Below are 26292 nucleotides of genomic sequence, written 5' to 3' on the forward strand. Positions count from 1 at the left end.
CCCTCGATGTTGCTTGCCCCGGTTGTATCCCCCGCCGCCCCGCGCGAAAACCCGCAGCCTGACATTTCAAGGACCGCCGGCGTGACATTGGCGATGACCATCGTGGTGCTCGGCGGCGCGCTGGCCGGCTTCATCCAGGGCGTCTCCGGCTTCGCCTTCGGCCTGGTGGCGATGGCCTTCTGGTCCTGGGCGCTGGAGCCCGCCATCGCCGGCCCGCTGGTCGTCTTCTGCTCGCTCATCGGGCAGGCGATGGGCATGCGGATGCTGAAGATCTCCGCCATCCCCCGCGCCATCCCCTTCATCCTCGGCGGCCTGCCCGGCGTGCCGGTCGGCGTCTGGCTGCTGCCGATGGTCGACCCGCGCCTCTTCCAGGCCGGGCTCGGCGCCCTGCTGATCCTCTGGTGCCCGGCGATGTTGCTCGCCGCGCGCCTGCCGCGCATCACCTTCGGCGGCCCGGTGGCGGATGGCGTGGCCGGCTTCCTCGGCGGCATCATGGGCGGCCTCGGCGGCCTGCCGGGCCCGATCCCGACCCTCTGGTGCGTCCTCCGCGGCTGGGACCGCGCGACCCAACGCAGCGTCTTCCAACTCGTCTTCCTGACCATGCACACGACGACCATGGCCGGCTACCTGCTGACCGGCACCGTCTCCGCCCGCGCCGCCTGGCTCTTCCCGGTGATGCTCCCCATCGTCATCGCCACCGCGCTGCTCGGCGCCGCCGCTTACCGGCGCCTCGGCGATGTCGGCTTCCAGCGCGTGGTGCTGGCGCTGCTGGCGGCCTCCGGTGCTGCGCTCCTGGCATCGAGCCTGCCGAAGCTGCTCGGTTGAGGAGGGCGCCGCCCTCCTCAAACTCCTCCCGCCAAAGGCCGAGAGGCCCCTAAACCCCCTTAGTCAAGCTGGTACGGCCACCGCCCCCTGCATCAGCCGCCGCTGGGTGCGGAACACCACGGCACTCTCCGCATGCCACCCCTCCGCCCGCCACTCCACCTCGGCACCCACCGTCAGCATCCCCGAAGGATGCGCCACCCGGATCTCCTCCGGCCGCACCCCGCGTCCCGCCAGCGCATGTGGGATGCTCCCCTCCACCCGGCAGGCGACGGCCAGCCCCATCGCCCCCGTCATCGGCACCGCCCGATGCGGCCGCTCCATCGACAGCATCCGCACCGTCACCTCATGCGAGAGGGGATCGAGCACCGCCCCATCCAGCGTCCGCGCCGCCAGCGGTCCCGCCACTAGCGCGATCCGCGGCGCTGCCAACCCCACCCTCTCGGGCGCATCGGCCAGCCCCATGGCAACCCCCGCCACCCGCCGGATGCGGTCCAGCAGCGCCATCAGCTCGCCCCGCGCCTCGATCTCCTCCGGGCTCTCCCCGCCCGTCATCCCGACATCCCGCGCATCGATGAAGGCCGCCGGATTCCCCGCATCCACCAGCGTCGCCCGCACCGAGCCGAACCCCTCCACCTCCAGCACATCGGCGACGCGCCCCGTCGGCAACAGCCCCGAAGTCTGCGTCCCCCCCGGCGCCAGGAAGTCGAGCCTGATCCGCGCCCCCGTCCCGGCCACGCCGGCGATGGCGAAATCCCCCCGCACCTCGGCCCTGCCATCCCGCACCGGAAACCGCGCATGGATGATCTTCCGCGTGTTGACCTGATGGATGCGCACCAGCGCCTCCCCATCCGCCACCCGCACCAGCCCCTCGTCGACGGCGAACGGCCCGACCGCAGCCGAGAGATTCCCGCAATTCCCCTTCCAATCGACGATCGGCCTGTCCACCGCCACCTGCGCGAAGGTGTAGTCGACATCCGCATCCGGATGCGTCGGCGGCCCGATGATCACCGCCTTGGAGAGCGAGGAAATCCCGCCCCCCATCCCGTCGAGCTGCCGCCCATACGGGTCCGGGCTCCCCAGCACCGCGAGCAGCACCGGATCGATCTCTCCCCTGTCACGCGGCAGATCCCGCGCATGGAAGAACACGCCCTTCGACGACCCGCCGCGAATGAAGGCCGCCGGGATGAATCGCTGAGTCATGCCGCCACCTGCCGCCTGGACTGCAACACCCGCCACACCTTCTCCGCCGTCACCGGCATGTCGATATGCGCGACGCCCAGCGCATCGCACACCGCCGAGACGATCGCCGGCGGTGCCCCGCAGGAACCGCCTTCGCCCGCGCCCTTCACCCCGAGGTCGTTGTTCGGGCACGGCACCACATGGAACCCAAGCTCGAAGTCGGGCGCATCGCTCGCCCGCGGCATGCAGTAGTCCTGGAAGCTCGCGCTGAGGAACTGCCCGCTCTCCCGGTCATAGACCGCATGCTCCAGCAACGCCTGGCCGATCCCGCTCATGATCCCGCCATGCGACTGCCCATGCACCAGCATCGGGTTGATGACATTCCCCACATCATCGACGGCCGCATAGCGCGCGAGCGAAACCTGCCCCGTCTCCGGGTCGATCTCCACCTCCGCCACATGGCAGCCATTGGGGAAGTTGCACTCGGTGTTCCGCGTATAGAGCAGCGCCTCGTCGAGCCCCGCCGCCTCGCCCTCCGGTGGCTCCTGCGCCAGTTGATAGACGCGATCCCACCCAACCCTCAGATCCGTCCCCGCCACCCGGAACACGCCCCGCTCGAACTCCACGTCATCGACCGCGGCCTCCAACAGATGCGCCGCCAGCCGCCGCCCCTTGGCGATCACCAGCTCCGAGGCCCGCGCGACGGCGACGCCGCCCATCTGCGAGCTGCGCGACCCGCCCGTGCCGTTCCCCGCCTCGACGACGTCCGTGTCGCCCTGCACCAGCCTCACCTTGTCGAAATCGATTCCGAGCTTCTCGTGCAGCACCTGCGCGAACGTCGTCTCATGCCCCTGCCCATGGCTGAAGGTTCCCACGGTGACCGAGACCGTCCCATCCTGCTCGAAGCGCACCCGTGCCCACTCGCTCGGCTGCCCGCCCGAAGCCTCGATGAAGTAGCCGAGCCCGATCCCCCGCAGCTTCCCCCGCGCCTGCGCTTCGGCCCTCCGCGCCGCGAACCCATCCCAGTCCGCCAGCGCCATCGCCCTTGCCTGCGTCTCCGCGAAGAACCCGCTGTCGATTGCATTGCCGACGACGTTCACATAGGGGATCTGCTCCGGCCGGATGTAGTTCCTGCGCCTGATCTCCTCCCGCCCGATGCCCAGCTCCGCCGCCCCTAGGTCGAGCAGCCGCTCCAGCACATAGGCCTGCTCCGGCCGCCCCGCCCCGCGATAGGCATCCGTTGGCGAGGTATTGGTGAAGACGCAGCTCACCTGCGCATTCAGCGCCTGGATGTCATAGACCGTGCCCATGATCCGCCCGCCCGCGACGGTCGGCACCCTTGGCCCGAAATCCTGCAGATAGGCCCCCATCGCCGCGAAGGTGCGGATGGCGACTCCCGTGATCCGCCCCTCGGCGTCGAAGCCCATCCGCGCCCGCGTCACATGGTCCCGCCCGTGCGGGTCGCAGAGGAAGGTCTCGCTCCGGTCGCTGACCCATTTCACCGGCCGCCCGACCCGCCTGGCGGCCCAAAGCACCATCCCGCTTTCCGGGTGGATCTTCCCCCGGAGCCCGAACCCCCCGCCCACATCCGGCGAGACGACGCGCACCCGATCCTTCGGCACCTTCAGGACCAGCCGCGCCAGCCCGTCCTGCACCCGCATCACGCCCTGGGTCGGCGAGTGCAGCGTGTATCGCCCCGTCGCCGCATCGTACTCGCCGATGGCGACCCGCGGCTCCATCGGATTGCCCACCAGACGATTGTTCACCAGTTCGATCGAGACGGTCCGCGCCGCCCGCGCCAGCCCCGCCTCGGCCTCCGCCTCGCGCCCGCTGTCCCAGAGCACGCAGAGATTGCCGCCATTCTCCTCCCAGATCACCGGCGCCCCCGGCTCCAGCGCCGCGCCCGTCTCGGTGACGCTCGGCAGGATCTCGTATTCGACCTCCACTAGCTCCGCCGCATCCTGCGCCTGCGCCCGCGTCTCCGCGACCACCAGCGCTACCGGGTCGCCGACGAAGCGCACCTTCCGCGTCTGCAAAATCTCCCTCGGCGTCGAGAAGAGCTTCGTGCCGCCCTTGCCCGGCACCTCGACCATCGCCGGGAAGTGCCCGATGCCGTCCTTCGCCGCATCCAGCCCGGTCAGCACCGCGAGCACCCCCGGCGCCGCCATCGCCTCCACCGTATCGATCGAGACGACCCGCGCATGCGCATGCGGCGAGCGCAGGACATAGGAATGGACCTGCCCCGGCCGGTCGATATCGGCCGTATAGGTCCCCCGTCCGGTCAGCAGCCGCACGTCTTCCTTCCGCCGCACCGGCTGCCCGATCCCGAACTTCTCCATGGATGCGCGCCCTCCTGATCTGCCAGCAAACCCCCGCCATCCCCGCCTGTCGAGGGGGAGCAGGGAAGGGGGGTAGCGCCCGCGCCCGATCCGGGGCACCAATCGAGGCAAGGGAGAACGTCCATGCCCAGCCTTCAATTCCCGCTCCGGGACACGCCCGCCGAGGCGCCCGCCCTCCGCGCCGAGCTGCGCGCCTTCCTCGCCGAGGCCGGCCGCGACTGGCCCCCGATGGTCCCCGCCTATTCCTGGATGGGCTTCGACCGCGAATTCTCCCGCGAGGTCGGGAAGCGCGGCTGGATCGGCATGACCTGGCCGATGGCCTATGGCGGCGGCGAGCGCACCGCCCTCGAGCGCTACGTGGTGCTCGAGGAAATGCTCGCCGTCGGCGCCCCCGTCGGCGCCCACTGGATCGGCGACCGCCAGTCCGGCCCCCTCATCCTCCGCCTCGGCACCGAAGAGCAGCGCCGCGAATTCCTCCCCCGCATCATCCGCGGCGAGATGGCCTTCGCCATCGGCCTCTCCGAGCCCGACAGCGGCTCCGACCTCGCCAGCCTCCGCACCAAGGCGGAGAAGGTCCCCGGCGGCTGGAAGGTGAACGGCCGTAAGGTCTGGACCAGCAGCGCCCATCGCTGCGACTTCATGATCGCGCTCCTCCGCACCGCCCCGGCACCGGACCCGAAGGCGAAGCACCAGGGCCTCAGCCAGTTCCTAGTCGACCTCCGCAGCTCCGGCCTCACCATCCGCCCGATCCTCGACCTCGTCGGACAGGACGGCTTCAACGAGATCACCTTCGACGACGTCTTCGTCCCGGACAGCATGCTGGTCGGCCAGGAAGGCAACGGATGGGAACAGGCGACTGCCGAGCTCGCCTTCGAGCGCGCCGGCCCCGAACGCTACCTCTCCTCACTCCCCCTGCTGACCGAGGCGCTGGACGACCTCCGCGCCGAGCCCGCCGCCCCCGAGGCCGTCGGCCGCCTGCTGGCCCGCGCCGCCACCCTCCGCCAGATGTCCCTCTCCGTCGCCGGCATGCTGCAGGAGGGCCATACCCCCGCCCGTGAGGCCGCCCTGGTGAAGGATGCCGGCAACGACTTCGAGCAGGCCCTGCCCGAGACCATCCGCCGCCTGGTCGACCCCGCCCGCACCCCGCCGCAGGTGATCGAGATGCTCGGCCTGATGACCATGGTCGCCCGCAGCTACAGCCTGCGCGGCGGCACCCGCGAAATCCTGCGCGGCATCATCGCCCGCCAGCTGGGGCTCCGCTAATGAGCGACATCCGCGACATGGTGGTCGAGCAGGTCAGCCGCCTGCTCGCCGACCGCTCCGACCCCGCCACCCTCCGCGCCGCCGAGGCCGGCACCTGGCCCGAGGCGCTCTGGTCCGAAGCCGAAGCCCTCGGCCTCCCGCTCGCCCTCGTCCCCGAGGAGCAAGGCGGCGTTGGCCTCGGCTGGGGCGATGCCGCGGCGCTCTGGCAGGTGATGGGCCGCCACGCCGCGCCCATCCCCCTCGGCGAGAGCATGGCCGCCGCCGGCCTCCTGGCGGCCGCCGGCATCTCGCCCCCCACCGGCTTCATCGCCCTCGCCCTGCCGGGCGAGGCCGTCGCCTGGGGCCGCCGCGCCGGCCACCTCGCCCTCGCGCCCGGCGGCGAGGCCACCCTTCACGCCCCCACGGACTGGCAGCAGGGCAGGGGCCTCATCGCCCGCGAACCCGCCGACCAGCCAGTCCTCGGCACGCCCCTGGCCGAAGGCCGCCTCCCCGCCGCCTACGGCCCCGACGCCGCCCTGCTCGCCGGCGCCCTGCTGAACGCCGCCCGCATCGCCGGCGCCCTGGAGGCCGTGCTCGACATGACGGTGGACTACGCCAACACCCGCAAGCAATTCGGCCGCCCCATCGGCGGCTTCCAGGCCGTACAGCAGCTCCTCGCCCGCTGCGCCGGCGAAGTGGCGGCGGCCGGCGTCGCCGTCGCCAATGCCGGCCGCGCCGCCGACCGCCGCGGCCTCGCCGGCGCCGAGTTCGAGATCGCCGCCGCCAAGATCGTCGCCGGCGAAGCGGGCGGCACCGGCGCCGAGATCGTCCACCAGGTCCACGCCGCCATCGGCTTCACCGACGAGCACCCGCTGCACCTCTTCACCCGCCGCATCTGGGCTTGGCGCGACGGCGCCGAGCCGGAGCGGCTCTGGGCCCGCCGCATCGGCGATGCCGCGCTCGCCCGCGGCGGCGCGCATCTCTGGGCCGACCTCACCAGCCGCGACGAGGAACCCGCCGCATGACCGACTACGTGAAGTACGAGCAGGATGGCCCGATCGTCACCCTGACCCTCAACGCGCCGGAGAAGCGCAACGCCATCTCCACTTTCGCCGATTGCGACGACGTCGTCGCCGCCGTCCATCGCATCAACCGCGACCGCTCGGTCCGCGCCGTCATCCTCACCGGCGCCGGCACCGCCTTCTGCGCCGGCGGCGACCTCAAGGCCATGCGCGACCGAAAGGGCATCCTCGAGGGCAGCCATGCCGATGTGCGCGAGAATTACCGCCGCGGCGTTCAGGCCATGGCCAACGCCCTCTACGACTGCGACGCCCCCACCATCGCCGCGGTGAACGGCCCCGCCATCGGCCTCGGCCTCGACGTCGCCTGCATGTGCGACATCCGCATCGCCTCCGATAAGGCGAGCTTCGCCGAGAGCTTCGTCAAGGTCGGCATCGTCCCGGGCGATGGCGGCGCCTGGCTGCTGCCGCGCGTCGTCGGCATGTCCGTCGCCGCCGAGATGAGCTTTACCGGAGACCTGCTGAGCCCGCAGGAGGCCAAGGAAGTCCGCCTCGTCTCCAAGGTCGTCCCCCACGAGGAGCTGATGGCCGCCGCCGGCGCGCTCGCCGCCCGCATCGCCGCCAACCCTCCCGAGATGGTGCGCATGACGAAGAAGCTGCTGCGCGAGGGCCAGCACACCCGCCTCTCGACGCTGCTCGAGATGTCCGCCGCCTTCCAGGCCCTCGCGCACACGACCGAGGACCACAAGGAAGCCGTCAACGCCATGCTGGAGAAGCGCAAGCCCACCTTCACCGGCCGCTGACCAGGGTAGGCGCCTCCGGCGCCTACTCCCCCTCCACCCGCATCGCCCGGTCCATCAGCTCCAGCGCCTCGCCCTGCACCCGCTCCATCAGCCGGGCCAGCTCCTCCGCCGTCTCCAGCCCGAGCCGCCGCGCCTGGTCCAGCATGGCGAGCATCGCCTCGGCCTGATCCGGCCCGACCCCGGCCGCCGCCACCCGCCGCGCCGCCTCGCTCATCTCCTCGAAGGTCCGCCGGCTGGCCGCCGCCTGCTGCTCGGCCGCGCTCCGCAGCCAGCCGAGCGCCAGCCGGTTCGCCGCCACCACCACCTCCAGCCCGTGCCGCTGCAGCGCCATCAGGTCCGGCGGCTCCGGAACCAGAGGCTGGAAGCTCCGCCGCGCCGATCCATCCATGGCCGACCTCGTGTTCTTGCGTTTCCGTACCAAGGCCAGCTTGCCTGATGCCACCCAGCCTGCGCCAGCCTGAAGTGAACGCCGCGCTGCCCGCCTGCGTTGTCCCCGCATCATCAGACCGAGGCGCGCCAGCATGACCCATCTCTCCGAGATGCTCCGCAACCAGCCCCATCAGCCCTCGGCGCTGGCGGCGATCGAGGCCTGCATCGCCGCCTGCAACGACTGCGCCCAGAGCTGCACCAGCTGCGCCGACGCCTGCATGGCGGAGCGCGACCCGGCGATGCTGCTCTACTGCATCCGCCTCGACCTTGACTGCACCGACCTCTGCGCCGCCACGGGGCGCATCGTCTCCCGCATGACGAAGCCGAACCGCGCCCTGACCGAGGCCGCGCTCGAGGCCTGCATCATCGCCTGCGGCGCCTGCGCCGACGAGTGCCGTGAGCATGCCGAGATGCACGCCCATTGCCGTATCTGCGCCGAGGCCTGCGACGCCTGCGCCGAGGCTTGCCAGTCCCTTCTCGATGCCATGAAATAGGAGGCCTATGCCATGGCGAAGCAATCCAAGCCCCAGCGCGAGACCATCGAGCGCGTCATGCGCGAGTTCAAGGAAGGCGACCTCGAGACCAGCCGCGGCGCCCCCGTCCGCAACCAGCGCCAGGCCGTTGCCATCGCGCTCCACGAGGCCGGCGCCTCGCGCGATGAAACCCTCGCCCGCAACCGCCGTAACCTCCACCGCACCAAGGCGCGTGAGCAGGACAGCGCCCAGACCAAGGCGGAGCTGATGGAGGAGGCCCGCCGCCGCGGCATCCCCGGCCGCTCGCGCATGGACAAGCCCGCCCTGGTCCGCGCCCTCAACGCGCATTAGCCTTGGCGGACCCGCAGCGAGGAGCCGAGACCATGCCCGACGCCAAGATCGCCCCCAACCTGCCGCAATGGATGCTGGACCACATCCAACGCTACCTCTCGAGCGGCGGCACCGACGGCCACATGTACAAGGTCACGCCCCCCGGCTATGCCGAGATGGTGGTCCCCGCCCTGCTGCTGACGACCACCGGCCGCAAGTCGGGCGAGCGCTTCATCTTCCCGCTCTTCTACGGCAAGGTCGGCGACGGCTACGTCATCGTGGCCTCAAAGGGCGGCGCGCCCGACCATCCCGGCTGGTACAAGAACCTCGTCGCCAACCCGGATGCCGAGGTGCAGGTCGGCACCGAGCACCGCCGCGTCCGCGCTCGCACCGTCTCCGGCGAGGAGCGCGCCCGCCTCTGGAAGCAGGCCCTCGAATTCTGGCCGCCCTATGCCGACTACGAGAAGAAGACCGACCGCGAGATCCCCGTCGTCATGCTCGACCCTGTCTCGTAACCGACGGGGAGGCGCCTAGCGCCTCCCTTCCACGATCCCCTGCTCGACCACCAGCTCGGCGATCTGTACCGCGTTCAGCGCCGCCCCCTTCCGCAGGTTGTCGCTGACGCACCAGAAGGCGAGGCCATGCGGCACCGTCGGGTCGCGCCGCAGCCGGCTGACGAAGACCGCATCCTCGCCCGCCGCGTCGATCGGCGTGACGTAGCCGCCATCCTCCCGCTTGTCGACGAGCTGGACCCCCGGCGCGTCCCGCAGCGCCTCGGTCGCCTGCTCGACGCTGATCGGCACCTCGAACTCCACATGCACCGCCTCGGCATGCCCGACGAAGACCGGCACCCGGACGCAGGTGGCGATGACGGCGATGTCCGGGTCGAGGATCTTCCGCGTCTCCACCGCCATCTTCCACTCCTCCTTCGTCTCCCCGTCCTCCTGGAAGACGTCGATATGCGGGATGACGTTGAAGGCGATCGGCTTGGTGAACTGCTCCGGCACCGTCGCATCGTTCACGTAGATGGCGCGGGTCTGGTTGAACAGCTCGTCCATCCCCTCCTTCCCCGCGCCGCTGACGGACTGGTAGGTCGAGACGACGACGCGCTTGATGCGCGCGATGTCGTGCAGCGGCTTCAGCGCCACCACCATCTGGATCGTCGAGCAATTCGGGTTGGCGATGATGCCGCGCTTTCCTAGGCGCTTGAGCGCCTGCGGATTGACCTCCGGCACCACCAGCGGCACGTCGTGCTCCATCCGGAACCGGCTGGTATTGTCGATCACCAGGCACTCCGCGGCGGCGGCCCTTGGCGCATGCACCGCCGAGATCGCCGCGCCTGGCGAGAACAGCGCGATATCCGTCCCTTTGAAGTCGAAGCTCTCGAGGCTCCTGACCTTCAGCACCGACTTCTCGCCGAAGGACACCTCCGCCCCCACCGAGCGCGCCGAGGCCAGCGCCACCACCTCGCGGACGGGGAAGTCCCGCTCCGCCAGGGTCTTCAAGATCTCGCGCCCCACCGCTCCGGTGGCGCCGACGACCGCGACCCTGTAGCTCATGCCCTGCTCCTTGCATCCTTCCGCTTCGGCGCGTCCGGCCTCAGCGAATGCTTGCCCATCGCCGATCCCGGCCCCACTATCAAGCGGCCACCAACTCCGATGGAGGATATCATGGCCTGGAAGAAGCCGCGGGTGACCGAAGTTTCGCTCGCCCTCGAAATCAACAGCTACGCCTGCGCCGAAATCGGCTGACCGCCGATCTAGGCTAACGCAGCGCCGCGCCGGGGCACCCCTTCGGCGCGGCGCTGTCGCGACCGGTCCTTTTCCTCACGGCGATGTCATCCCGCCGCCGCCGCTTGCCTGCGCATGCTCCCGGGCGAACCGCCGTGAAGGCGGAAGCGGGGAGGGACCCATGAAGCATTTCGCCATCCTGCTCGGCGCCGCCATTGCCGTGGCCGCGCCGGCCGTCGCCCAGAATCAGGCCCAGAACCAGGCCCAACCGGGCCGCGCCCCCACCAACACGGGCGGCGCCGTCCCCGGCGAGACCAGCCCCGCCGTCCGCCCGCCCCCACCCGGCCCCGTGCCCAATGCCGGGGCCAGCCAGAACAACCTCGACCGCCTCGGCCAATTCCGCACCACCGGCACCTCGATGCAGATCGAGACGGTGCCGCAGGACGGCCGCCGCGCCGACGCGATCCGCCGCAACCTCGAATCCATCCGCCTGCCCGAAGGCTTCCGCATCGAGCTCTACGCCGTCGTCCCCGACGCGCGTCACATCGCGGTCGGCCCCTCCTCCGGCGTCGTCTTCGTCGGCACCCGCAAGCAGCGCGTCTGGGCCATCACCGACCGCGACCGCGACCGCGTCGCCGACGAGGTGAAGGTCTTCGCCCCCTCGGTGCAGTTCAGCGTCCCCAACGGCCTCTGCTTCTCGCCCGACGGCATCCTGCACATCGTCGAGCACAACCGCGTCATCGCCTTCCCCGCGGCCGAGTTCTTCTACGAGACGCCCGACGTCGCCGCCGAGGTGGTCGTTCCGCAAGGAGGGCTCATCCCCGCGGCGGAGGAGAGCTTCAACCACGGCGCCCGCGTCTGCCGCATCGGCCCGGACAACAAGCTCTACATCTCGCTCGGCCAGCCCTTCAACGTGCCGGCACCGGCCAAGATGGAGACCTACAACCGCGTCGGCATCGGCGGCATCGTGCGGATGGACCGCAACGGCCAGAACCGCGAGGTCTATGCGCGCGGCATCCGCAACAGCGTCGGCATCGCCTTCCGCCCGGGCACCAGCGAGCTCTGGTTCACCGACAACCAGGTCGACGGCATGGGCGACGACACCCCGCCCGGCGAGCTGAACCGCATCACCGCGGCGAACCAGAATTTCGGCTTCCCCTGGTATGGCGGCGGCACCGTCCGCACCAACGAGTACCGCACCGCCCAGCCCCCGGCCGAGGCCGTTCCCCCCGTGGTCGAGACCGCCCCCCACGCCGCCGATCTCGGCCTCACCTTCTATGAGGGCCGCATGTTCCCCGAGGAGTACCGCGGCGCCATCTTCAACGCGCAGCACGGCTCCTGGAACCGCACGACGCCCATCGGCGCCCGCATCATGGTCACCTTCCTCAACCAGGACGGCACGGTGCGCGAGCACAAGCCCTTCGCCGAAGGTTGGCTCGATTCCGAGACCAACGAGTATCTCGGCCGCCCGGTCGACGTGGCGACGCTGCGCGACGGCTCCCTGCTGGTCTCCGACGACATGGCCGGCGCCGTCTACCGCATCTCCTACGACCGCCGCCGCTGATGCGGCTCGCGTATCTCGGGCTGGCCTTTCTCCTGGCCAGCCCCGCTCTCGCGCAGGACGGCGACGCCCGCGCCGGCCGCCGCCTCGCCGGCGGCCGCTGCGCCGTCTGCCACGGCAATGACGGCATCGCCGTGCAGCCCGATGCCCCCAACCTCGCCGGCCAGAATCCCACCTACCTGGCCGCCCAGCTCCGCGCCTTCCGCGACAAGCTCCGCGTCCACGAGCAGATGAACCTCATGGCCGCCGCGCTGAGCGAGGCCGACATCGCCAACCTCGCCGCCTGGTACGCTGCCATCGAGGTGACGGCCACGCCCCCGGGGCGCTAGTCTCCCCGCATGCTCCACGCCATCGTCCTCGGCGCCGCGGCCGGCGGCGGCTTCCCCCAATGGAATTCCGCCGGCCCCGGTTGCCTCCGCGCCCGCGCCGGCGACCCTGCCGCGCGCCCCCGCACCCAGGCCTCCCTCGCTGTGACGGCCGATGGCGAGCGCTGGGTCCTGCTCAACGCCTCGCCCGACCTCCGCGCCCAGCTCCAGGCGACCCCCGCCCTCCACCCGAAGCCGCGCGACGGCGCCATCCGCCACTCCCCCATCGCCGCCGTAGTCCTCACCGGCGCCGAGGTGGACACCATCACCGGCCTGCTCACGCTCCGCGAAGGCCATCCCTTCGCCCTCTACGGCGCCCCGCAATCCCTCGATGTGTTGGCCGCCAATCCCATCTTCCTCGCGGTGAACCCCGACCTCGTCCCCCGTCGCCCGCTGCCGCTCGATGCGCCCCTGCCGCTGACGGATGCCGGCGGCACCCCCCTCGGCCTCACGGTCGAGGCCTACGCCGTCCCCGGCAAGATCCCGCTCTTCGCCGAGCAGGGCAGGGACCCCGGCCGCGCCGACGAGGGCGAGACCATCGGCCTCCGCCTCTCCGCCCATGGCCGCAGCCTCCACTTCATTCCCGGCTGCGCCGCCATGACCCCGGCCTTGGCCGCCCGCCTCCGCGACTCCGACTGCCTCTTCATCGACGGCACCCTCTGGCGCGACGACGAGATGATCCGCGCCGGCGCCGGCCCCAAGACCGGCGCCCGCATGGGCCATATGAGCATCTCCGGCCCCGAGGGCGTGCTCGCCGCCTGCGAGGGCCTTGGCATCCGCCGCCGCATCCTCATCCACCTGAACAACACCAACCCCGTTCTGCTGGACGACAGCCCCGAGCGCGCAGCGGTCCATGCCGCCGGCTGGGAAGTCGCCGAGGACGGCATGGAGGTCACCCCATGACCGACACCGAACTGCTGAGCCCCGACGAGCTCCACGCCCGCCTGGAGGCGATCGGCGCCGAGCGCTACCACGTCCACCACGCCTTCCACCGCCTGCTGCACAACGGGAAGTTGACCAAGGCCCAGGTCCAGGCCTGGGCGCTGAACCGCTACTACTACCAGGCCAGCATCCCTGCGAAGGACGCCTCGCTCGTCGCACGCCTGCCGACGCCCGAGCTGCGCCGCGAATGGCGCCGCCGCATCGTCGACCACGATGGCGACGGCACCCATCCCGGCGGCATCGAGCGCTGGCTGAAGCTCACCGACGGCCTCGGCCTCGACCGCGCCTACGTCGTCTCGCTCGAAGGCCTGCTCCCCGGCACCCGCTTCGCCGTCGACGCCTACGTGAACTTCGTGAAATCCCGCTCCATCCTCGAAGCCATCGCCTCCTCCCTGACCGAGATGTTCTCCCCCGCCATCATCTCCGAGCGCGTCTCCGGCATGCTCCGCAACTACGACTTCGTCTCCGAGGAGACGCTGGCCTATTTCACCCCCCGCCTCACCCAGGCGCCGCAGGACGTCGATTTCGCCCTCGGCTACGTGAAGCGCGAGGCCCGCACCCGCGCCGAGCAGGAGCAGGTGCTCGCCGCCCTCCGCTTCAAATGCGACCTGCTCTGGGCCCAGCTCGACGCCCTCCACTTCGCCTATGTCGAGCCCGCCCTGCCGCCTCCCGGCGCCTTCCGCCCATGAGTCCGGAGTCGATCCCGAAGCTCGCCCGCGGCATGAAGCTCCGCGAGGACAAGGCCCGCGCCCAATGGGTCGTCCTCGGCCCCGAGCGCATGTTCGTTCCCGACGAGATCGCCCTCGAGGTCATCCGCCTGCTCGACGGCACCAGCAGCCTCGCCGCCATCGCCGACACCCTCGCCGCCCGCTACTCGGCCCCGCGCGAGGAAATCCTCGCCGACATCACCACCATGCTGGACGATTTGGCCGCCAAGGGCGTTGTGACGACATGACCGCCCCCCCGCTCGCCCTCCTGGCCGAGCTCACCCATCGCTGCCCCTTGCGCTGCCCCTACTGCTCCAACCCGACCGCGCTCACCCGCCCGGGCGAGGAGCTGGACACCGCCACCTGGTCCCGCATCTTCGCCGAGGCCGCCGATCTCGGCTGCCTGCAGATCCACCTCTCCGGCGGCGAACCCACTGCCCGCCGCGACATCCTCGACCTCGTCCGCGCCGCCAGCGAAGCCGGCCTCTACACCAACCTCATCACCTCCGGCGTCCTGCTGAACGGCACCCGCCTCGACGCGCTGGCCGAGGCCGGCCTCGACCACGTCCAGCTCTCCATCCAGGACGCCGAGCCGACCTCCGCCGACCGCATCGGCGGCTATCGCGGCGGCCATGCGAAGAAGCTCGCCTTCGCCCATCTGGTCACCGAAGCCGGCCTGCCGCTGACGCTGAACGCCGTCGTCCACCGCCAGAACCTCGACCGCCTCCCGGCGATGATCGACCTCGCCCTCGCCCTCGGCGCCGGCCGGCTGGAGGTCGCCCATGTCCAGTACTACGGCTGGGCGCTCGCCAACCGCGACGCCCTGATGCCGACCCGCGCCCAGCTCGACGCCGCGACGGCAACGGTGGAGGCCGCCCGCGCCACCCATCGCGGCCGCCTCGTCATCGACTACGTGGTCCCCGACTACTACGCGACCCGCCCGAAATCCTGCATGGGCGGCTGGGGCCAGCGCTTCCTCGCCGTCTCCCCCGCCGGCCGCATCCTCCCCTGCCACGCGGCGGAGAGCCTTCCCGGCTTCGACTTCCCCAACGCCCGCACCACCACCCTCCGCGCCGCCTGGGACACTTCGGAGGCCTTCAACCGCTTCCGCGGCACCGGCTGGATGCCCGAGCCCTGCCAGGGCTGCGCCCGCGCCGAGCAGGACTGGGGCGGCTGCCGCTGCCAGGCCTTCGCCCTCACCGGCGACGCCGCCGCGACCGACCCCGCCTGCTCGCTCTCGCCCCACCACGCGCTGCTCGCCCTGGCGCTGGAAGCCTCCGACCGGGCCGGGGAGGCCTTCACCTATCGCGAGCCTGGCCGCGAGCCCGGCCGCTTGCCTCAGCCTGTACCGGCCCCACCTCTAGCCTGAACCCGGGAGACACCAGCATGTTCATGCGCGCCGCCGCCACCACCGCCGCCGCTGCCACGACCACCGGCATGGTCGTCGCCAGCTTCGCCTTCCTCACCGGCCTCGGCCTCGGCGCGGCCGCCGTGGGTGGCGCCTGCCTCGCCCGCCAGGCGATGAAGCGCCGCAACAGCTGGAAGGACGACACCACCAGCATGCCCGTCACCGATCCGATGCCGGACGAGGGCGAGCCCATGCCCGGCGCTAACCCCATCTGACCGGCGGTCGCCCCGGGCGGAGCCCGCTCGGGGCATGGCCCCTCAGGCCGGTGCCGCAACGCCCTGCGGTACCCGCAGCTCCGCCCGGGCCTGCCGCACGATCTGCCACCCACCGCTGATCCCGAGCGCGGCCATGACCGTGGCGACGATCAGGTCCGGCCAGGCCGTGCCCGTGCCGAAGACCCCCGCCGCCGCCGCCAGCACTGCGATGTTGCCGAGGGCGTCATTGCGCGAGCAGATCCAGACCGAGCGCATATTCGCATCGCCCTCGCGGTAGCGGTACAGCATCAGCGCCACCCCCGCATTGGCGACGAGCGCCAGCAGCCCAACCACACCCATCGTTCCCGCACCCGGCAGGCTACCCGCATAGGCATGCCACGCGGTCGAGGCCAGCACCCCGGCCCCGAGCAGCCCGAGCGACCAGCCCTTCACCAGCGCCGCCCGCGCCCGCCAAGCCAGCGCCATGCCGGCCACGCCGAGGCTGATGCCGTAATTCGCCGCATCGCCGAGGAAGTCGATCGCATCCGCCTGCAAGGACGCGGAGCCCGCCGCCACGCCCGCGCCGATCTCGGCCAGGAACATCCCCGCATTCACCGCCAGCGCGATCCAGAGCGCCCGCCGCCATTGCGGCGTATTCGGCGACGGCGTGGAGGAGCAGCCCTCCGGCCCGCAACATCCCGCCATGGCATCACCTCGTCCCGTCCGATATGGCCGCCTAGATAGGGTCTGTAGCGGCTACAGGGTCAAGGCGATGGAAGGCTTGTCGATCGGCGCGCTCGCACGGGCCACGGGCACGCAGGTGGAGACCATCCGCTACTACGAGCGGATCGGCCTGCTGCCCGCGCCCGCCCGCACCACGGGCAATTACCGCAGCTACGATCCTGCTCAACTCGGCCGGCTGAGCTTAATCCGCCGCGCCCGCGACCTCGGCTTCCCGCTCGACCAGGTCCGCACCCTGCTCCACCTCGCCGACGAGCGGGACCGGCCCTGCGACGCCGTCGACGCCATCGCCCGCGAGCACCTCGCCGAGGTCGAGCGGAAGATCGCCGACCTCACCGCGCTCCGCGACGAGCTGACGGAGGTGATCGGCCGCTGCCGCCAAAATACCGTCGCCGATTGCCGCATCATCGAGACGCTGGTGCCGCTCACTCCGGAATGAGCGCCGTCGCCTCGATCTCGACCCGCGCCTCCGGCTCCACCAGCGCCACCACCTGCACCAGCGTCATCGCCGGAAAATGCCGCCCCATGACGGCGCGGTAGACCAGCCCCAGCGCCCTCAGGCTGTCCCGGTACTCCGCCATGTCGGTGACGTACCAGGTCATCCGCCCGATATGCTCCGGCCCGCCCCCCGCCTCGGCCAGCACGGCGAGGATGTTCCGCAGCGCCTGTTCCACCTGCCCGATGAAGGCACCGGCGAAACGCCCTTCGGCATCCCACCCGATCTGCCCGCCGAGCAGCACGGTCTTGCCGCGTCCCGCCATGCCGTTCGCATAGCCCTTCGGCTGCGGCCAGCTCGGCGGCTGAAGGCTCTCGAGACTCACGCGACCTCTCCCTGACGCAAGGCGAAGCGTTGCAGCTTGCCGGTCTCCGTCCGCGGCAGGCCCGCCACGAACTCCATCCGGCGCGGATACTTGTAGGGCGCGATCTCCGCCTTCACATGCTCCTGCAAGGCCCGCACAGTCGCCGCATCGCCGACAGCGCCGTCCTCGAGCACGACGAAGGCCTTCACCACCATCCCCCGCTCATCGTCGGGCACGCCGACCACCCCGCATTCCCGCACCAGCGGATGCGTCAGCAGCGCCGCCTCCACCTCGGGCCCGGCGATGTTGTAGCCGGCGGAGACGATCATGTCGTCGCTCCGCGCCTGGTACCAGAAATAGCCGTCCTCATCCTGGATGTAGGTATCCCCGGTGATGTTCCAGCCGCGCTCGACATAGCGCGCCTGCCTCGGGTCATCGAGGTAGCGGCAACCCGTCGGCCCCCTCACCGCGAGCCGCCCCGCGACGCCGCGCGGCACCTCCTCGCCATCCGCATCGACGACCTTCGCCTCGTAGCCCGGCACTGGCAGCCCGGTCGCGCCGGGCCGGATCTCCTCCTCCCGCGCGGCGATGAAGATGTGCAGCATCTCCGTCGCCCCGATCCCATCCATCAGCGGCAGGCCCGTCGCCGCCCGCCATGCCTCGAAGATCGGCTTCGGCAAGACCTCTCCCGCCGACACGCACTTCCTCAGCGACGACAGGTCGTGCTCGCTGGCTTTCGCCGCCATCGCCCGATAGGCAGTCGGCGCGGTGAAGCACACCGTCGCCCGATGCCGCGCAATCGCCGGCAACAGATCGTCCGGCGACGCCCGCTCCAGCAGCACCGCCGTCGCCCCGACGCTGAAAGGAAACAGCACCAGCCCCCCGAGCCCGAAGGTGAAGGCCAGAGGCGGCGAACCGATGAACACGTCGGCGGGCTCCGGCCGCAGCACCTCCCGCCCATAGGCGTCACAGATCGCCAGCATGTCGCGATGGAAATGCAGCGTCCCCTTCGGCTCCCCCGTGGTGCCCGAGGTGAAGCCGATCAGGCATATGTCGTCGGCTGTCGTATCGCAGGCGGCAAATTCGGGGCTTTCCCCGGCGCAGAGCCCCTCCAGCTCCCCATCCCCCCAATGCAGCACATGCGCGAGGTCCGGCGCTTCCGCCTCGGCCAGCGCCTCGCGCAACCTGGAATCGCACAGCGCATGGGTGATCCGCGCCTTCCGCAGCATCTGCCCCAGTTCCTTGGCGCGCAGCAGCGGCATGGTGGCGACGACGATTCCGCCCGCCTTCAGCACCGCGAAATAGGCCGCCACCATCCAGGCGGTATTCGCCCCCCGCAGCAGCACCCTGTTGCCCGGCACCAGCCCCGTGCGATGCACCAGCACATTGGCGATCCGGTTCACCCGCTCCGCAAGCTGCGCATAGGTCAGCGTCTCCGCAGGCGTCACCAGCGCCGGATGATCGGCCCGCGCGGCGAGCTTCCCATCCAGCAGAACGCTCGCGCAATTGACCCGCGCCGGGTAGCGCAGCTGCGGCAAGGTGAATCGGAACTCCGGCCACATCTCCCGCGGCGGCAACCGCTCCCGCGCGAAGCCATCGACATGCGCCGAGACGGTCTCCATCATCATGCCATCCATCGCTACCTCCCATCCCGGAGTGCAGTCGGCCGGCTGTGCTGGCTTCCCTAATCGCCCTTGAAGACCGGGCGCTGCTTGGCCGCGAATGCCTCATAGGCGCGGCGAAAATCCCCTGTGGTCATGCAGAGCGCCTGCGCGACGGCCTCGGCCTCGATCGCCTGCTCGACGCTCATCGCCCATTCCATCTGCAGCATGCGCTTGGTCATCGCATGCCCGAAGCTCGGCCCCTCCGCGATCTCCCGCGCCAGCGCCGCCGCGCGGCCGGCCAGCTCCTCCGCCGCATGCACCGCGTTGAAGAACCCCCAGGCGAGCCCCTCCTCGGCGACCATGCTGCGCCCGAGATAGAGCAACTCGCTCGCCCGCCCTTGGCCGATGATCCGCGGCAGGATCGCGCAGGCGCCCATGTCGCAACCCGCGAGCCCCACGCGGTTGAACAGGAAGGCCACCTTCGCTCGCGGCGTCGCCAGCCGCAGGTCGGCGCTCATGGCAAGGATCGCCCCCGCGCCGGCCGCCACGCCATCGACCGCCGCGATGATCGGCTGCGGGCAGGCCCGCATCGCCTTCACCAGCTCCCCCGTCATCGCGGTGAATTGCATCAGCCCCTTGGCATCGCGCTCGATGAGCGGCCCGATGATCTCATGCACGTCGCCACCCGAGCAGAAATTCCCCCCCGCGCCGGCGAGGACGAATACCTTCACCTGCTCCTCCCGCGCCGCCGCCCGGAACAGCGCACCGAGTTCGGCATAGCTCTCGAAGGTCAGCGGATTCTTCCGCTCCGGCCGATCGAGCGTGATCGTCGCCACCGCGCCCTCGACGCCGAGCCGGAAATGCTCCGCCCGATACCCCGCCAGCGGAATCATGCCCCACCCTCCTGCAAGCCCGCGCGCACGCTCGCCTTCGCCCGCCCGAGCAGCCGTTGCAGCGCCTCCCGCTCGACGAGGCTCAGCCCGCCCAGCAGCTCCGCCACCCAGCCCTCATGCGCCGCCGACTGCCGTGCGAATTCCTTGCGGCCGCGCGCCGTCAACCGAAGGCTCTGCGCCCTGCGATCCGTCGCGCTGACCCGCCGCTCGACCAGCCCCTCCTCCTCCAGCCGCGCGGCGAGACCCGTGACATTGCCGTTGCTCACCATCATCCGCCGCGAGATCTCGCCGAGTGTCAGCCCGCCCGGATGCCGCTCCAGCTGCGCCAGCAGGTCGAAGCGCGGCAGCGTCGTGTCGAACTCCGCCCGCAGCCGCCGCCTGATCTCCGCCTCAATGAGATTCGTGCAGGTGAGCAAGCGCAGCCACAGCCGCACCTCGTCCTTGTGCCCCGGCGGCGCATCGGCGAGGGCCGTCTCCGCATCGAGCAGCATCACGCCTCGCCCCCCGCCACCGGCAGCGCCACACCATTCACCGCCGCCGCCTCGGGCGAGCAGAGAAACAGCACCGCCGCCGCCACCTCTTCGGGCTGCACCAGGCGCCCCTGCGGATTGTGCCGCACCAGCTCCGCCCGCGCCTCCGCCTCGCCCCGCCCGGTCTTCGTCATGATGCGCGCGATGCTCTCGGCAACGATCTCCGTCTCGGTGAACCCCGGACACACGCAGTTCACCGTGACCCCGCGCCCCGCCACTTCCAGCGCCAGCGCCCGCGTCAGCCCGAGCAGCCCATGCTTCGCCGCCGCATAGGCGCTGACATAGGGATACCCCTTCACCGCCGCCGTCGAGGCGATATTGACGACCCGCCCATGCCCCGCCCCGAGCATCCCCGGCAGCACCGCCCGTATCACGGCCGCCGCCCCCAGCAGGTTCACCCTCAGCATCCGCCCCCAGAGCGCCTCATCCGTTCTGAGAAACGGCGCGCTCTCTGCGGCGCCGGCCGCATTCACCAGCAGCGCCACGCGGGGCAGGGGAGGGATCTCCCCCGCCACATCCCCCACGACGAACCTCCGCGCCGCTCCCGCTTCGACGGCCGCCCGCAACGGCGCCTCCCGCCGCCCGAGCACCGTGACCTCGGCCCCCGCCGCGCTCAGCGCCCGCGCGCAAGCCAGGCCGATCCCGCTGCCCCCGCCGGTGACGAGCGCAGGCAGACCCTTCAATGCGGCGCTGCCATGATCCATGATGCTTGAAGCCTAAAACATCGCCTCCGCGCCCCGCAACGCCCAATTCCGGTTGCGGCGAAAAATAGTTGAAGCCTAAACTATCCGCACGAGCGGAGGTTCCTCCATGCGCATTGCGATCATCGGCGGCGGCCCCGCCGGCCTCTACTTCGCCATCCTTATGCAGCGCGACTTCCCCGAGGCGCGCATCACTGTGGCCGAGCGCAACCGCGCCGACGACACCTTCGGCTTCGGTGTCGTCTTCAGCGACGCGACGCTCGACGCCTTCGCCGCCGCCGACGCGCCGAGCTACCGCGCCATCACCGAGAGCTTCGCCTACTGGGACGACATCGCCATCCACGCCAAGGGCGCGGAGCACCGCATCGGCGGCAACGGCTTCTGCGGCTGCTCCCGCCGCACCCTCCTGCTGCTGCTGCAACAACGCGCCCGCCAGCTCGGCGTCGAGCTCCGCTTCGGCGAGGAGGCCACGCCCGAGGACTTCCCGGATGCCGACCTCATCGTCGCCGCCGACGGCATCAACAGCCCGATCCGCACCCGCTTCGCGGATCACTTCCAGCCCGAGGTCACCCTCCGCCCCAATCGCTTCGCCTGGATGGGCAGCACGCGCCCCTTCGACGCCTTCACCTTCTTCTTCAAGGAGCGGCCCGAGGGCATCTTCATCGCCCATTGCTACCAGTACGAGGCGAATGCCAGCACCTGGGTCTTGGAGACCGACCCCGACACCTTCACCCGCGCCGGCCTCGACAGCATGGACGAGACCCAAAGCGCCCGCTTCATGGAACAGGTCTTCGCCGAGGAGTTGCAGGGCCACCGCCTCATCACCAACCGCTCCGCCTGGCGCCGCTTCCCCGCACTGAAATGCGCCCGCTGGACGCGCGGCAACCTCGTCCTCATCGGCGACGCCAAGGCCAGCGCGCATTTCTCCATCGGCTCCGGCACCAAGCTGGCGATGGAGGACGCCATCGCCCTCCACCGCGCCTTCCTCCAAACCGGCAGCGTGGCCGACGCCCTCTCCCGCTTCGAGCACGGCCGCCGCGAGGATGTGGAGAAGACCCAGCACGCTGCCGACGTCTCCCTCGTCTGGTTCGAGCATGTCCGCCGCTTCTGGGACATGCATCCGATCCGCTTCGCCTTCGGCCTGATGACCCGCAGCAAGGCCATCACTTGGGACAACCTCTCGCTCCGCGCCCCCGAATTCGTCGCCGAGACGCAAGCCGTCTTTGCGGCCGAGGAAGGCGGCGACCCCTCGAAGCCCCCCATGTTCCAGCCCCTCCGCCTCCGCGGCATGGAGCTGCCGAACCGCACCGTCGTCTCGCCCATGTGCATGTACAGCGCCGAAGAGGGTGTCCCCACCGACTTCCACCTGATGCATTACGGCGCCCGCGCCGTCGGCGGCGCCGGCCTCATCTTCACCGAGATGACCTGCCCCTCCGCCGAGGCGCGCATCACCCCCGGCTGCACCGGCCTCTGGAACGACGCTCAGGAAGCTGCCTGGACCCGCATCGTCCGCTTCATCCACGCCCATGGCCCCGCGAAGATCGCCCTGCAATTGGGCCATGCCGGCCGAAAGGGCGCGACGAAGCTGATGTGGGAAGGCATGGACCGCCCGCTCGACTACGGCGCCTGGCCCGTCATCTCGGCGAGCCCCATCCCCTACCGCCCCGACAACCAGACCCCACGCGCGATGACGCGCGCCGACATGGACGCCGTGAAGGCCGATTTCCTGGCCGCCGCCATACGCGCCCTCCGCTGCGGCTTCGACATGCTGGAGCTGCACTGCGCCCATGGCTACCTGCTCGCCAGCTTCCTCTCCCCGCTGACCAACCACCGCACCGACGACTATGGCGGCCCCATCGCCAACCGCCTCCGCTACCCGCTTGAGGTCTTCACCGCCCTCCGCGCCCTCTGGCCTGCCGACAAGCCCATGTCCGTCCGCATCAGCGCCACCGACTGGGCCGATGGCGGCATCGCCGACGCGGACACGCTCGCCATCGCCCGCGCCTTCGCCGCCGCCGGCTGCGACCTGATCGACGTCTCCACGGGGCAAACGGTCCACGACGCCGCCCCCGTCTATGGCCGCATGTTCCAGGTTCCTTGGTCCGACATGATCCGCCAGGAAGCCGGCATCGCCACCATGTGCGTCGGCAACATCACCACCGCCGACCAAGTGAACACCATCCTCGCCGCCGGCCGCGCCGACCTCGTGGCGCTCGCCCGCCCGCACCTCACCGACCCCAGCTTCACCCTCCGCGCCGCCGCGAGCTACGGCGTCGCCGACATCGCCTGCCCGCCGCAATACCGCTGGGGCAAGGACGCGCTGCTGCGTAACGCCGCCCGCGAGCAGTCGGACCTGCGCGATCTCCGCCTGAAGGCCCGCCCCCGCAGTCACGCTCCCGGATTGCCGCTCGCCCGCGCCGCGGAGTAGCCTCGCCGCGCAACGGAACGGGCAGGGGAGGGGGGCAGGCATGATCCTCATCGCAGGCGGCGGCGTCGGCGGCCTCACCCTCGCGCTGATGCTCCACCATCGCGGCATCCCCTGCACCGTCCTCGAGGCGGCGACGGAGATCCGCGAACTCGGCGTCGGCATCAACACCCTGCCGCACGGCATCGCCGAACTCGCCGAGCTGGGCCTGCTCCCCGCCCTCGACGCGGTGGCGATCCGCACCCGCGAGCTTCGCTACCTCAACCATCTCGGCCAGACCCTGTGGTCGGAACCCCGTGGCCTCCATGCCGGCCACGCCACGCCGCAATTCTCAATCCATCGCGGCCGCCTGCACGGCCTCCTCTGGCGCGCTGCCGCCGAGCGCCTTCCCCCCGGCGCGCTCCGCACCGGTGAGCACCTGCTCGGCTTCGAGCAAGGTGCCGAAGGCGTCACCGCCCACTTCACCAGCGGCCCCCTCCGCGGCACCGCCCTGGTCGGCGCCGACGGCATCCACTCCGCCCTCCGCGCCCTCCTGCACCCCGATGACGGCGGCATCCGCTGGCAGGGCATCCAGATGTGGCGCGGCGCCCTCGACTGGCCCGCCTTCGAGAGTGGCGACGTCATGCTCATCGCCGGCGACCTGAAGGCGAAGCTCGTCTTCTACCCCATCGCCCCCGGCAGCACGCCCGCCCACCGCCTGACCAACTGGGTGATCTACGCCCGCACCGCGACGGGTGAGGCCACGCCGCCCCGCCGTGAGGACTGGTCCCGCCCCGGCCGGCTGAAGGACGTCCTCCCGCTCGCCCGCCGCCTGAAGCTGCCCTTCCTCGACGTCGAGGCGATGATCCGCGCCTCGCCCATGCGCCTCGAATACCCGATGTGCGACCGCGACCCGCTTCCCTGGTGGACGCAGGGCCGCGTCACCCTGCTCGGCGACGCCGCCCACCCGATGTACCCGGTCGGCTCCAACGGCGCCTCGCAGGCGATCCTCGACGCTCGCTGCCTGGCGGACCTGCTCGCCGCCCACCCCATCCCGGCCGCGCTGGCCGCCTACGAGGCCGACCGCCTCCCGAAGACGGCGGCCCTCGTCGCCAGCAACCGCCGCGGCGGGCCGGAGCGCGTTGTGGACGTGGTCTGCGAACGTGCGCCCCGCGGCTTCACCCGCATCGAGGATGTGATCCCCATGGAAGACCTCGCCGCCATCGCCCGTGGCTATGCCCAAACCGCCGGCTTCGCGGTCGCCCGCTGATGCCCGGCACCATCCACGTCACCCATAGCGAAGCGCCCGAGACCGGCCGCGTCGCCCATCTGACGATCGACAACCAGGCCAAGCTGAACACGCTGAACCCGGCGCTGATGGCCGATTTCGTCGCCGCCATGGCCAGCCTCTCGGGCGACGACAGCCTGCACGCCGTGGTGGTGACGGGCGCTGGCCCCAAGGCCTTCATCGGCGGCGCCGACATCAACACCATGGCCGCCATCGCCACCGAGGCCGAGGCGGAGGTCTTCATCACCCAGGTCCACGACTGCTGCCGCGCCGTCCGCGCCTGTCCCGCCCCGGTGATCGCCCGCATCAATGGCTGGACCCTCGGCGCCGGCCTCGAACTCGCCGCCGCCTGCGACCTCCGCCTCGCCGCGCAATCCGCCCGCTTCGGCATGCCCGAGGTCCGCGTCGGCATCCCCTCTGTGGTGGAGGCGGCGCTGCTCCCCGGCCTCATCGGCTGGGGCCGCACCCGCCGCCTGCTCCTCCTCGGCGAGACCATCGAAGCGGCCGAAGCCCTCGATTGGGGCTTGGTCGAGCGCATCTGCCCGGACGAAGCCCTCGACACCTCGCTGGCCGAATGGCTCGCCATGCTCGGCGCCGCCGGGCGGGAGGCGCTGCGCCTGCAGAAGGCCCTCATCCGCCGCTGGGAGGACTTGCCGGTGACGGAGGCCATCGCCGCCGGCATCCCAAGCTTCGCCAGCGCATGGCGCACGGACGAACCCCGCCGCATGCTCGGCGCCTTCGCTCATCGCCGGCGGTAAACCCTCCCGCGCCTGTGATTGTGCGCTGCAGCGACATCGCCCTTCGCGATCCATTACCCTCCTATGAGCCAAGGTTGGAACGCAGGAGACGATGTCGCCCGATCCCACCCCCGATCCCGTCACTGGCTGGCTGGCCCTGCCGCGCTGCCGCGTCGGCGGCCAGCTGCTGCCGCTGGTGCTGCTGCATCCGCGCTTCGGCATCGCCATCCAGGGCGGCCCGCCCGATGCCGTGCCGCTGCTCCGCCAACGCCTGGAGCGCGCCCGCTTTGCGGCGATCTTCCCCGGCCACCTGCCGGTCGTCCGCATCGCCCCCGGCCAGCCGCCGGAGGCCGGCTTCGACCCGAAGGCACGGCTCGACCTGCCCGGCGGCGATGCCTGGCTTACCTGCGCCCGCCGCGTGTTGGAGCGCGACGCCCCGCAGGGAGAGATGGTCCCCATCCCCTCCCGCCGCCGCCGTCACCGCCGCACCCGGCGCCTCGCCATCGCCGCCGGCCTCGCCGCCCTGCTGTTCGGCGGCGTCACCCTCTCGGTCCTCGAGGCGGTGCCGGCGCGATCCACGCTGGTCACCGCCCCGCCCTGACGCGCCTCAGCCCGGCGGCGGCAGGAAGTCCACGGCATACTCCGCCGCGATCCGCACCACCTCCGCCGGGTCGCCGAGATTGTGGATGCGGCTGAACAGCTCGTAGAGCCCATGGCTCGGCGCCACCCAGAACAGCGCCGTCACCGGGCTGCCCGACTTGTTGAAGATGCCATGCGGCTGCCCCATCGGCATGCGGATCAGGTCGCCCTTGCCGGCCTGCTGCGTCTGCCCGTCGAGCATCAGCTCGAAGCGCCCATCGAGGATGTAGATGAACTCGTCCTGCTCCCGGTGCACATGCGGCGGCACGAAGGTGCCGTCCGGAAAATAGGTGTGGAAGGCGAAGGACGCCGCCGAATGCTGCAGCGGCTTGTAGGTCTGGCCGAGGATGTTCCAGGCCACGCCCCCTTCGCCCTCGCCCGCCGGCGTGATTCCGGCCGTCATCGGTCC

31 protein-coding genes are annotated in these 26292 nt (G+C 71.1%); 20 read left to right on the forward strand and 11 right to left on the reverse strand.

Annotated features, from left to right (window positions below; translation table 11 throughout):
* The first annotated feature begins 81 nt into the window (after positions 1–81).
* Positions 82–825, forward strand: coding sequence for a sulfite exporter TauE/SafE family protein (locus tag EP26_RS04665; RefSeq protein ID WP_211259372.1), 744 nt, complete (start codon positions 82–84; stop codon positions 823–825).
* A 63-nt stretch (positions 826–888) separates the two neighbouring features.
* Here EP26_RS04665 and EP26_RS04670 read toward each other — a convergent pair whose 3' ends face one another.
* Both EP26_RS04670 and EP26_RS04675 read right to left on the reverse strand, forming a co-directional pair.
* On the reverse strand, positions 889–2025 hold the full coding sequence (locus EP26_RS04670; RefSeq protein WP_043336534.1) for a 2-methylaconitate cis-trans isomerase PrpF family protein: 1137 nt from the start codon (positions 2023–2025) through the stop codon (positions 889–891).
* Positions 2022–4343 carry a xanthine dehydrogenase family protein molybdopterin-binding subunit gene (locus EP26_RS04675; protein WP_043336358.1) on the reverse strand — a complete coding sequence of 774 codons (2322 nt, stop codon included), beginning with the start codon at positions 4341–4343 and terminating at the stop codon, positions 2022–2024. The genes EP26_RS04670 and EP26_RS04675 overlap by 4 nt, the downstream gene beginning before the upstream one ends.
* 123 nt (positions 4344–4466) lie before the next feature.
* On the opposite strand from EP26_RS04675, the gene EP26_RS04680 reads away from it, so the two are divergent.
* From EP26_RS04680 to EP26_RS04690, 3 genes are read left to right on the forward strand one after another with little or no spacing between them, the layout of a single operon-like run.
* On the forward strand, positions 4467–5606 hold the full coding sequence (locus EP26_RS04680) for an acyl-CoA dehydrogenase family protein (protein WP_043336359.1): 1140 nt from the start codon (positions 4467–4469) through the stop codon (positions 5604–5606).
* Positions 5606–6610, forward strand: a complete 1005-nt coding sequence (locus EP26_RS04685) for an acyl-CoA dehydrogenase family protein (RefSeq protein ID WP_084112322.1) — start codon at positions 5606–5608, stop codon at positions 6608–6610. Before EP26_RS04680 ends, EP26_RS04685 begins: the two co-directional genes overlap by 1 nt.
* A complete protein-coding gene (locus EP26_RS04690) occupies positions 6607–7407 on the forward strand; it encodes a crotonase/enoyl-CoA hydratase family protein (RefSeq protein ID WP_043336361.1) in 801 nt (266 codons plus the stop codon). Before EP26_RS04685 ends, EP26_RS04690 begins: the two co-directional genes overlap by 4 nt.
* A 22-nt stretch (positions 7408–7429) precedes the next feature.
* Here the strand turns inward: EP26_RS04690 and EP26_RS04695 are convergent, their stop codons facing one another.
* Complete coding sequence (locus EP26_RS04695) at positions 7430–7795, reverse strand: phasin family protein (protein WP_043336363.1); 366 nt, start codon at positions 7793–7795, stop codon at positions 7430–7432.
* Between the two features lie 133 nt (positions 7796–7928).
* Between EP26_RS04695 and EP26_RS04700 the strand changes: the two genes are divergently transcribed.
* From EP26_RS04700 to EP26_RS04710, 3 genes are read left to right on the forward strand one after another with little or no spacing between them, the layout of a single operon-like run.
* The gene (locus tag EP26_RS04700; protein ID WP_043336364.1) at positions 7929–8330 is read left to right on the forward strand and encodes a ferredoxin; all 402 of its coding nucleotides are present in this window, start codon (positions 7929–7931) and stop codon (positions 8328–8330) included.
* Between the two features lie 12 nt (positions 8331–8342).
* Positions 8343–8660: a DUF6496 domain-containing protein gene (locus tag EP26_RS04705; protein ID WP_043336365.1), complete on the forward strand. Its 318-nt coding sequence runs from the start codon at positions 8343–8345 to the stop codon at positions 8658–8660.
* A gap of 32 nt (positions 8661–8692) precedes the next feature.
* Complete coding sequence (locus EP26_RS04710) at positions 8693–9154, forward strand: nitroreductase family deazaflavin-dependent oxidoreductase (RefSeq protein WP_211259373.1); 462 nt, start codon at positions 8693–8695, stop codon at positions 9152–9154.
* Between the two features lie 15 nt (positions 9155–9169).
* Here the strand turns inward: EP26_RS04710 and EP26_RS04715 are convergent, their stop codons facing one another.
* Positions 9170–10198, reverse strand: coding sequence for an aspartate-semialdehyde dehydrogenase (locus EP26_RS04715; RefSeq protein ID WP_043336366.1), 1029 nt, complete (start codon positions 10196–10198; stop codon positions 9170–9172).
* A gap of 51 nt (positions 10199–10249) precedes the next feature.
* Between EP26_RS04715 and pqqA the strand changes: the two genes are divergently transcribed.
* The 8 genes from pqqA (at position 10250) to EP26_RS04755 (ending at position 15567) form a co-directional block, all read left to right on the forward strand.
* Complete coding sequence (gene pqqA / locus EP26_RS36725) at positions 10250–10390, forward strand: pyrroloquinoline quinone precursor peptide PqqA (protein WP_211259374.1); 141 nt, start codon at positions 10250–10252, stop codon at positions 10388–10390.
* A 160-nt stretch (positions 10391–10550) separates the two neighbouring features.
* Positions 10551–11933 (forward strand): PQQ-dependent sugar dehydrogenase, encoded by a 1383-nt coding sequence (locus EP26_RS04725; protein WP_245624291.1) that lies wholly within the window; start codon positions 10551–10553, stop codon positions 11931–11933.
* Positions 11933–12259 (forward strand): c-type cytochrome, encoded by a 327-nt coding sequence (locus EP26_RS04730; protein ID WP_052388797.1) that lies wholly within the window; start codon positions 11933–11935, stop codon positions 12257–12259. Before EP26_RS04725 ends, EP26_RS04730 begins: the two co-directional genes overlap by 1 nt.
* A gap of 9 nt (positions 12260–12268) precedes the next feature.
* Positions 12269–13198: a pyrroloquinoline quinone biosynthesis protein PqqB gene (gene pqqB / locus EP26_RS04735; protein ID WP_043336368.1), complete on the forward strand. Its 930-nt coding sequence runs from the start codon at positions 12269–12271 to the stop codon at positions 13196–13198.
* Entirely contained in the window at positions 13195–13926 is a 732-nt protein-coding gene (gene pqqC, locus EP26_RS04740; RefSeq protein WP_043336376.1) for a pyrroloquinoline-quinone synthase PqqC, read from the forward strand. Before pqqB ends, pqqC begins: the two co-directional genes overlap by 4 nt.
* On the forward strand, positions 13923–14192 hold the full coding sequence (gene pqqD, locus EP26_RS04745) for a pyrroloquinoline quinone biosynthesis peptide chaperone PqqD (RefSeq protein WP_043336379.1): 270 nt from the start codon (positions 13923–13925) through the stop codon (positions 14190–14192). The genes pqqC and pqqD overlap by 4 nt, the downstream gene beginning before the upstream one ends.
* Positions 14189–15313, forward strand: coding sequence for a pyrroloquinoline quinone biosynthesis protein PqqE (gene pqqE / locus EP26_RS04750; RefSeq protein ID WP_052388798.1), 1125 nt, complete (start codon positions 14189–14191; stop codon positions 15311–15313). The genes pqqD and pqqE overlap by 4 nt, the downstream gene beginning before the upstream one ends.
* Positions 15314–15330: 17 nt before the next feature.
* A complete protein-coding gene (locus EP26_RS04755) occupies positions 15331–15567 on the forward strand; it encodes a hypothetical protein (protein ID WP_043336382.1) in 237 nt (78 codons plus the stop codon).
* A 42-nt stretch (positions 15568–15609) separates the two neighbouring features.
* On the opposite strand, the gene EP26_RS04760 is transcribed toward EP26_RS04755, so the two are convergent.
* Complete coding sequence (locus EP26_RS04760; RefSeq protein ID WP_043336384.1) at positions 15610–16251, reverse strand: cation transporter; 642 nt, start codon at positions 16249–16251, stop codon at positions 15610–15612.
* Between the two features lie 67 nt (positions 16252–16318).
* On the opposite strand from EP26_RS04760, the gene EP26_RS04765 reads away from it, so the two are divergent.
* Positions 16319–16726, forward strand: coding sequence for a MerR family transcriptional regulator (locus tag EP26_RS04765; RefSeq protein ID WP_043336387.1), 408 nt, complete (start codon positions 16319–16321; stop codon positions 16724–16726).
* Here the strand turns inward: EP26_RS04765 and EP26_RS04770 are convergent.
* The 5 genes from EP26_RS04770 to EP26_RS04790 are packed head-to-tail and all read right to left on the reverse strand — an operon-like array spanning position 16713 to position 20818.
* Positions 16713–17108, reverse strand: coding sequence for a RidA family protein (locus tag EP26_RS04770; RefSeq protein ID WP_043336391.1), 396 nt, complete (start codon positions 17106–17108; stop codon positions 16713–16715). The two genes, EP26_RS04765 and EP26_RS04770, sit on opposite strands and share 14 nt — an antisense overlap.
* Positions 17105–18724, reverse strand: a complete 1620-nt coding sequence (locus EP26_RS04775; RefSeq protein WP_043336393.1) for a benzoate-CoA ligase family protein — start codon at positions 18722–18724, stop codon at positions 17105–17107. The genes EP26_RS04770 and EP26_RS04775 overlap by 4 nt, the downstream gene beginning before the upstream one ends.
* A 47-nt stretch (positions 18725–18771) precedes the next feature.
* A complete protein-coding gene (locus EP26_RS04780; protein ID WP_043336396.1) occupies positions 18772–19584 on the reverse strand; it encodes an enoyl-CoA hydratase family protein in 813 nt (270 codons plus the stop codon).
* Complete coding sequence (locus EP26_RS04785) at positions 19581–20075, reverse strand: MarR family winged helix-turn-helix transcriptional regulator (RefSeq protein WP_043336399.1); 495 nt, start codon at positions 20073–20075, stop codon at positions 19581–19583. The genes EP26_RS04780 and EP26_RS04785 overlap by 4 nt, the downstream gene beginning before the upstream one ends.
* Positions 20075–20818 carry an SDR family NAD(P)-dependent oxidoreductase gene (locus EP26_RS04790; RefSeq protein ID WP_043336402.1) on the reverse strand — a complete coding sequence of 248 codons (744 nt, stop codon included), beginning with the start codon at positions 20816–20818 and terminating at the stop codon, positions 20075–20077. Before EP26_RS04790 ends, EP26_RS04785 begins: the two co-directional genes overlap by 1 nt.
* Positions 20819–20924: 106 nt before the next feature.
* On the opposite strand from EP26_RS04790, the gene EP26_RS04795 reads away from it, so the two are divergent.
* From EP26_RS04795 to EP26_RS04810, 4 genes are all read left to right on the forward strand, one after another.
* Positions 20925–23243, forward strand: coding sequence for a bifunctional salicylyl-CoA 5-hydroxylase/oxidoreductase (locus EP26_RS04795; protein WP_043336403.1), 2319 nt, complete (start codon positions 20925–20927; stop codon positions 23241–23243).
* Positions 23244–23283: 40 nt separating this feature from the next.
* The gene (locus tag EP26_RS04800; RefSeq protein WP_043336404.1) at positions 23284–24489 is read left to right on the forward strand and encodes a flavin-dependent oxidoreductase; all 1206 of its coding nucleotides are present in this window, start codon (positions 23284–23286) and stop codon (positions 24487–24489) included.
* On the forward strand, positions 24489–25265 hold the full coding sequence (locus EP26_RS04805; protein ID WP_052388799.1) for an enoyl-CoA hydratase: 777 nt from the start codon (positions 24489–24491) through the stop codon (positions 25263–25265). The genes EP26_RS04800 and EP26_RS04805 overlap by 1 nt, the downstream gene beginning before the upstream one ends.
* Before the next feature lie 91 nt (positions 25266–25356).
* Positions 25357–25845: a hypothetical protein gene (locus tag EP26_RS04810; protein WP_043336406.1), complete on the forward strand. Its 489-nt coding sequence runs from the start codon at positions 25357–25359 to the stop codon at positions 25843–25845.
* A 6-nt stretch (positions 25846–25851) separates the two neighbouring features.
* On the opposite strand, the gene EP26_RS04815 is transcribed toward EP26_RS04810, so the two are convergent.
* Positions 25852–26286, reverse strand: a complete 435-nt coding sequence (locus tag EP26_RS04815; protein ID WP_211259376.1) for a cupin domain-containing protein — start codon at positions 26284–26286, stop codon at positions 25852–25854.
* Between the last annotated feature and the right edge of the window lie 6 nt (positions 26287–26292).

It is taken from the genome of Belnapia moabensis DSM 16746, assembly GCF_000745835.1.
Lineage (GTDB): Bacteria > Pseudomonadota > Alphaproteobacteria > Acetobacterales > Acetobacteraceae > Belnapia > Belnapia moabensis.

Coding starts and splice junctions, on each gene's coding strand:
- EP26_RS04670 (WP_043336534.1), bottom strand. CDS start 2,025: ATGACTCAGCGATTCATCCCGGCGGCCTTCATTCGCGGCGGGTCGTCG.
- EP26_RS04675 (WP_043336358.1), bottom strand. CDS start 4,343: ATGGAGAAGTTCGGGATCGGGCAGCCGGTGCGGCGGAAGGAAGACGTG.
- EP26_RS04680 (WP_043336359.1), top strand. CDS start 4,467: ATGCCCAGCCTTCAATTCCCGCTCCGGGACACGCCCGCCGAGGCGCCC.
- EP26_RS04685 (WP_084112322.1), top strand. CDS start 5,606: ATGAGCGACATCCGCGACATGGTGGTCGAGCAGGTCAGCCGCCTGCTC.
- EP26_RS04690 (WP_043336361.1), top strand. CDS start 6,607: ATGACCGACTACGTGAAGTACGAGCAGGATGGCCCGATCGTCACCCTG.
- EP26_RS04695 (WP_043336363.1), bottom strand. CDS start 7,795: ATGGATGGATCGGCGCGGCGGAGCTTCCAGCCTCTGGTTCCGGAGCCG.
- EP26_RS04700 (WP_043336364.1), top strand. CDS start 7,929: ATGACCCATCTCTCCGAGATGCTCCGCAACCAGCCCCATCAGCCCTCG.
- EP26_RS04705 (WP_043336365.1), top strand. CDS start 8,343: ATGGCGAAGCAATCCAAGCCCCAGCGCGAGACCATCGAGCGCGTCATG.
- EP26_RS04710 (WP_211259373.1), top strand. CDS start 8,693: ATGCCCGACGCCAAGATCGCCCCCAACCTGCCGCAATGGATGCTGGAC.
- EP26_RS04715 (WP_043336366.1), bottom strand. CDS start 10,198: ATGAGCTACAGGGTCGCGGTCGTCGGCGCCACCGGAGCGGTGGGGCGC.
- EP26_RS04725 (WP_245624291.1), top strand. CDS start 10,551: ATGAAGCATTTCGCCATCCTGCTCGGCGCCGCCATTGCCGTGGCCGCG.
- EP26_RS04730 (WP_052388797.1), top strand. CDS start 11,933: ATGCGGCTCGCGTATCTCGGGCTGGCCTTTCTCCTGGCCAGCCCCGCT.
- pqqB (WP_043336368.1), top strand. CDS start 12,269: ATGCTCCACGCCATCGTCCTCGGCGCCGCGGCCGGCGGCGGCTTCCCC.
- pqqC (WP_043336376.1), top strand. CDS start 13,195: ATGACCGACACCGAACTGCTGAGCCCCGACGAGCTCCACGCCCGCCTG.
- pqqD (WP_043336379.1), top strand. CDS start 13,923: ATGAGTCCGGAGTCGATCCCGAAGCTCGCCCGCGGCATGAAGCTCCGC.
- pqqE (WP_052388798.1), top strand. CDS start 14,189: ATGACCGCCCCCCCGCTCGCCCTCCTGGCCGAGCTCACCCATCGCTGC.
- EP26_RS04755 (WP_043336382.1), top strand. CDS start 15,331: ATGTTCATGCGCGCCGCCGCCACCACCGCCGCCGCTGCCACGACCACC.
- EP26_RS04760 (WP_043336384.1), bottom strand. CDS start 16,251: ATGGCGGGATGTTGCGGGCCGGAGGGCTGCTCCTCCACGCCGTCGCCG.
- EP26_RS04765 (WP_043336387.1), top strand. CDS start 16,319: ATGGAAGGCTTGTCGATCGGCGCGCTCGCACGGGCCACGGGCACGCAG.
- EP26_RS04775 (WP_043336393.1), bottom strand. CDS start 18,724: ATGGATGGCATGATGATGGAGACCGTCTCGGCGCATGTCGATGGCTTC.
- EP26_RS04780 (WP_043336396.1), bottom strand. CDS start 19,584: ATGATTCCGCTGGCGGGGTATCGGGCGGAGCATTTCCGGCTCGGCGTC.
- EP26_RS04785 (WP_043336399.1), bottom strand. CDS start 20,075: ATGCTGCTCGATGCGGAGACGGCCCTCGCCGATGCGCCGCCGGGGCAC.
- EP26_RS04790 (WP_043336402.1), bottom strand. CDS start 20,818: ATGGATCATGGCAGCGCCGCATTGAAGGGTCTGCCTGCGCTCGTCACC.
- EP26_RS04795 (WP_043336403.1), top strand. CDS start 20,925: ATGCGCATTGCGATCATCGGCGGCGGCCCCGCCGGCCTCTACTTCGCC.
- EP26_RS04800 (WP_043336404.1), top strand. CDS start 23,284: ATGATCCTCATCGCAGGCGGCGGCGTCGGCGGCCTCACCCTCGCGCTG.
- EP26_RS04805 (WP_052388799.1), top strand. CDS start 24,489: ATGCCCGGCACCATCCACGTCACCCATAGCGAAGCGCCCGAGACCGGC.
- EP26_RS04810 (WP_043336406.1), top strand. CDS start 25,357: ATGTCGCCCGATCCCACCCCCGATCCCGTCACTGGCTGGCTGGCCCTG.
- EP26_RS04815 (WP_211259376.1), bottom strand. CDS start 26,286: ATGACGGCCGGAATCACGCCGGCGGGCGAGGGCGAAGGGGGCGTGGCC.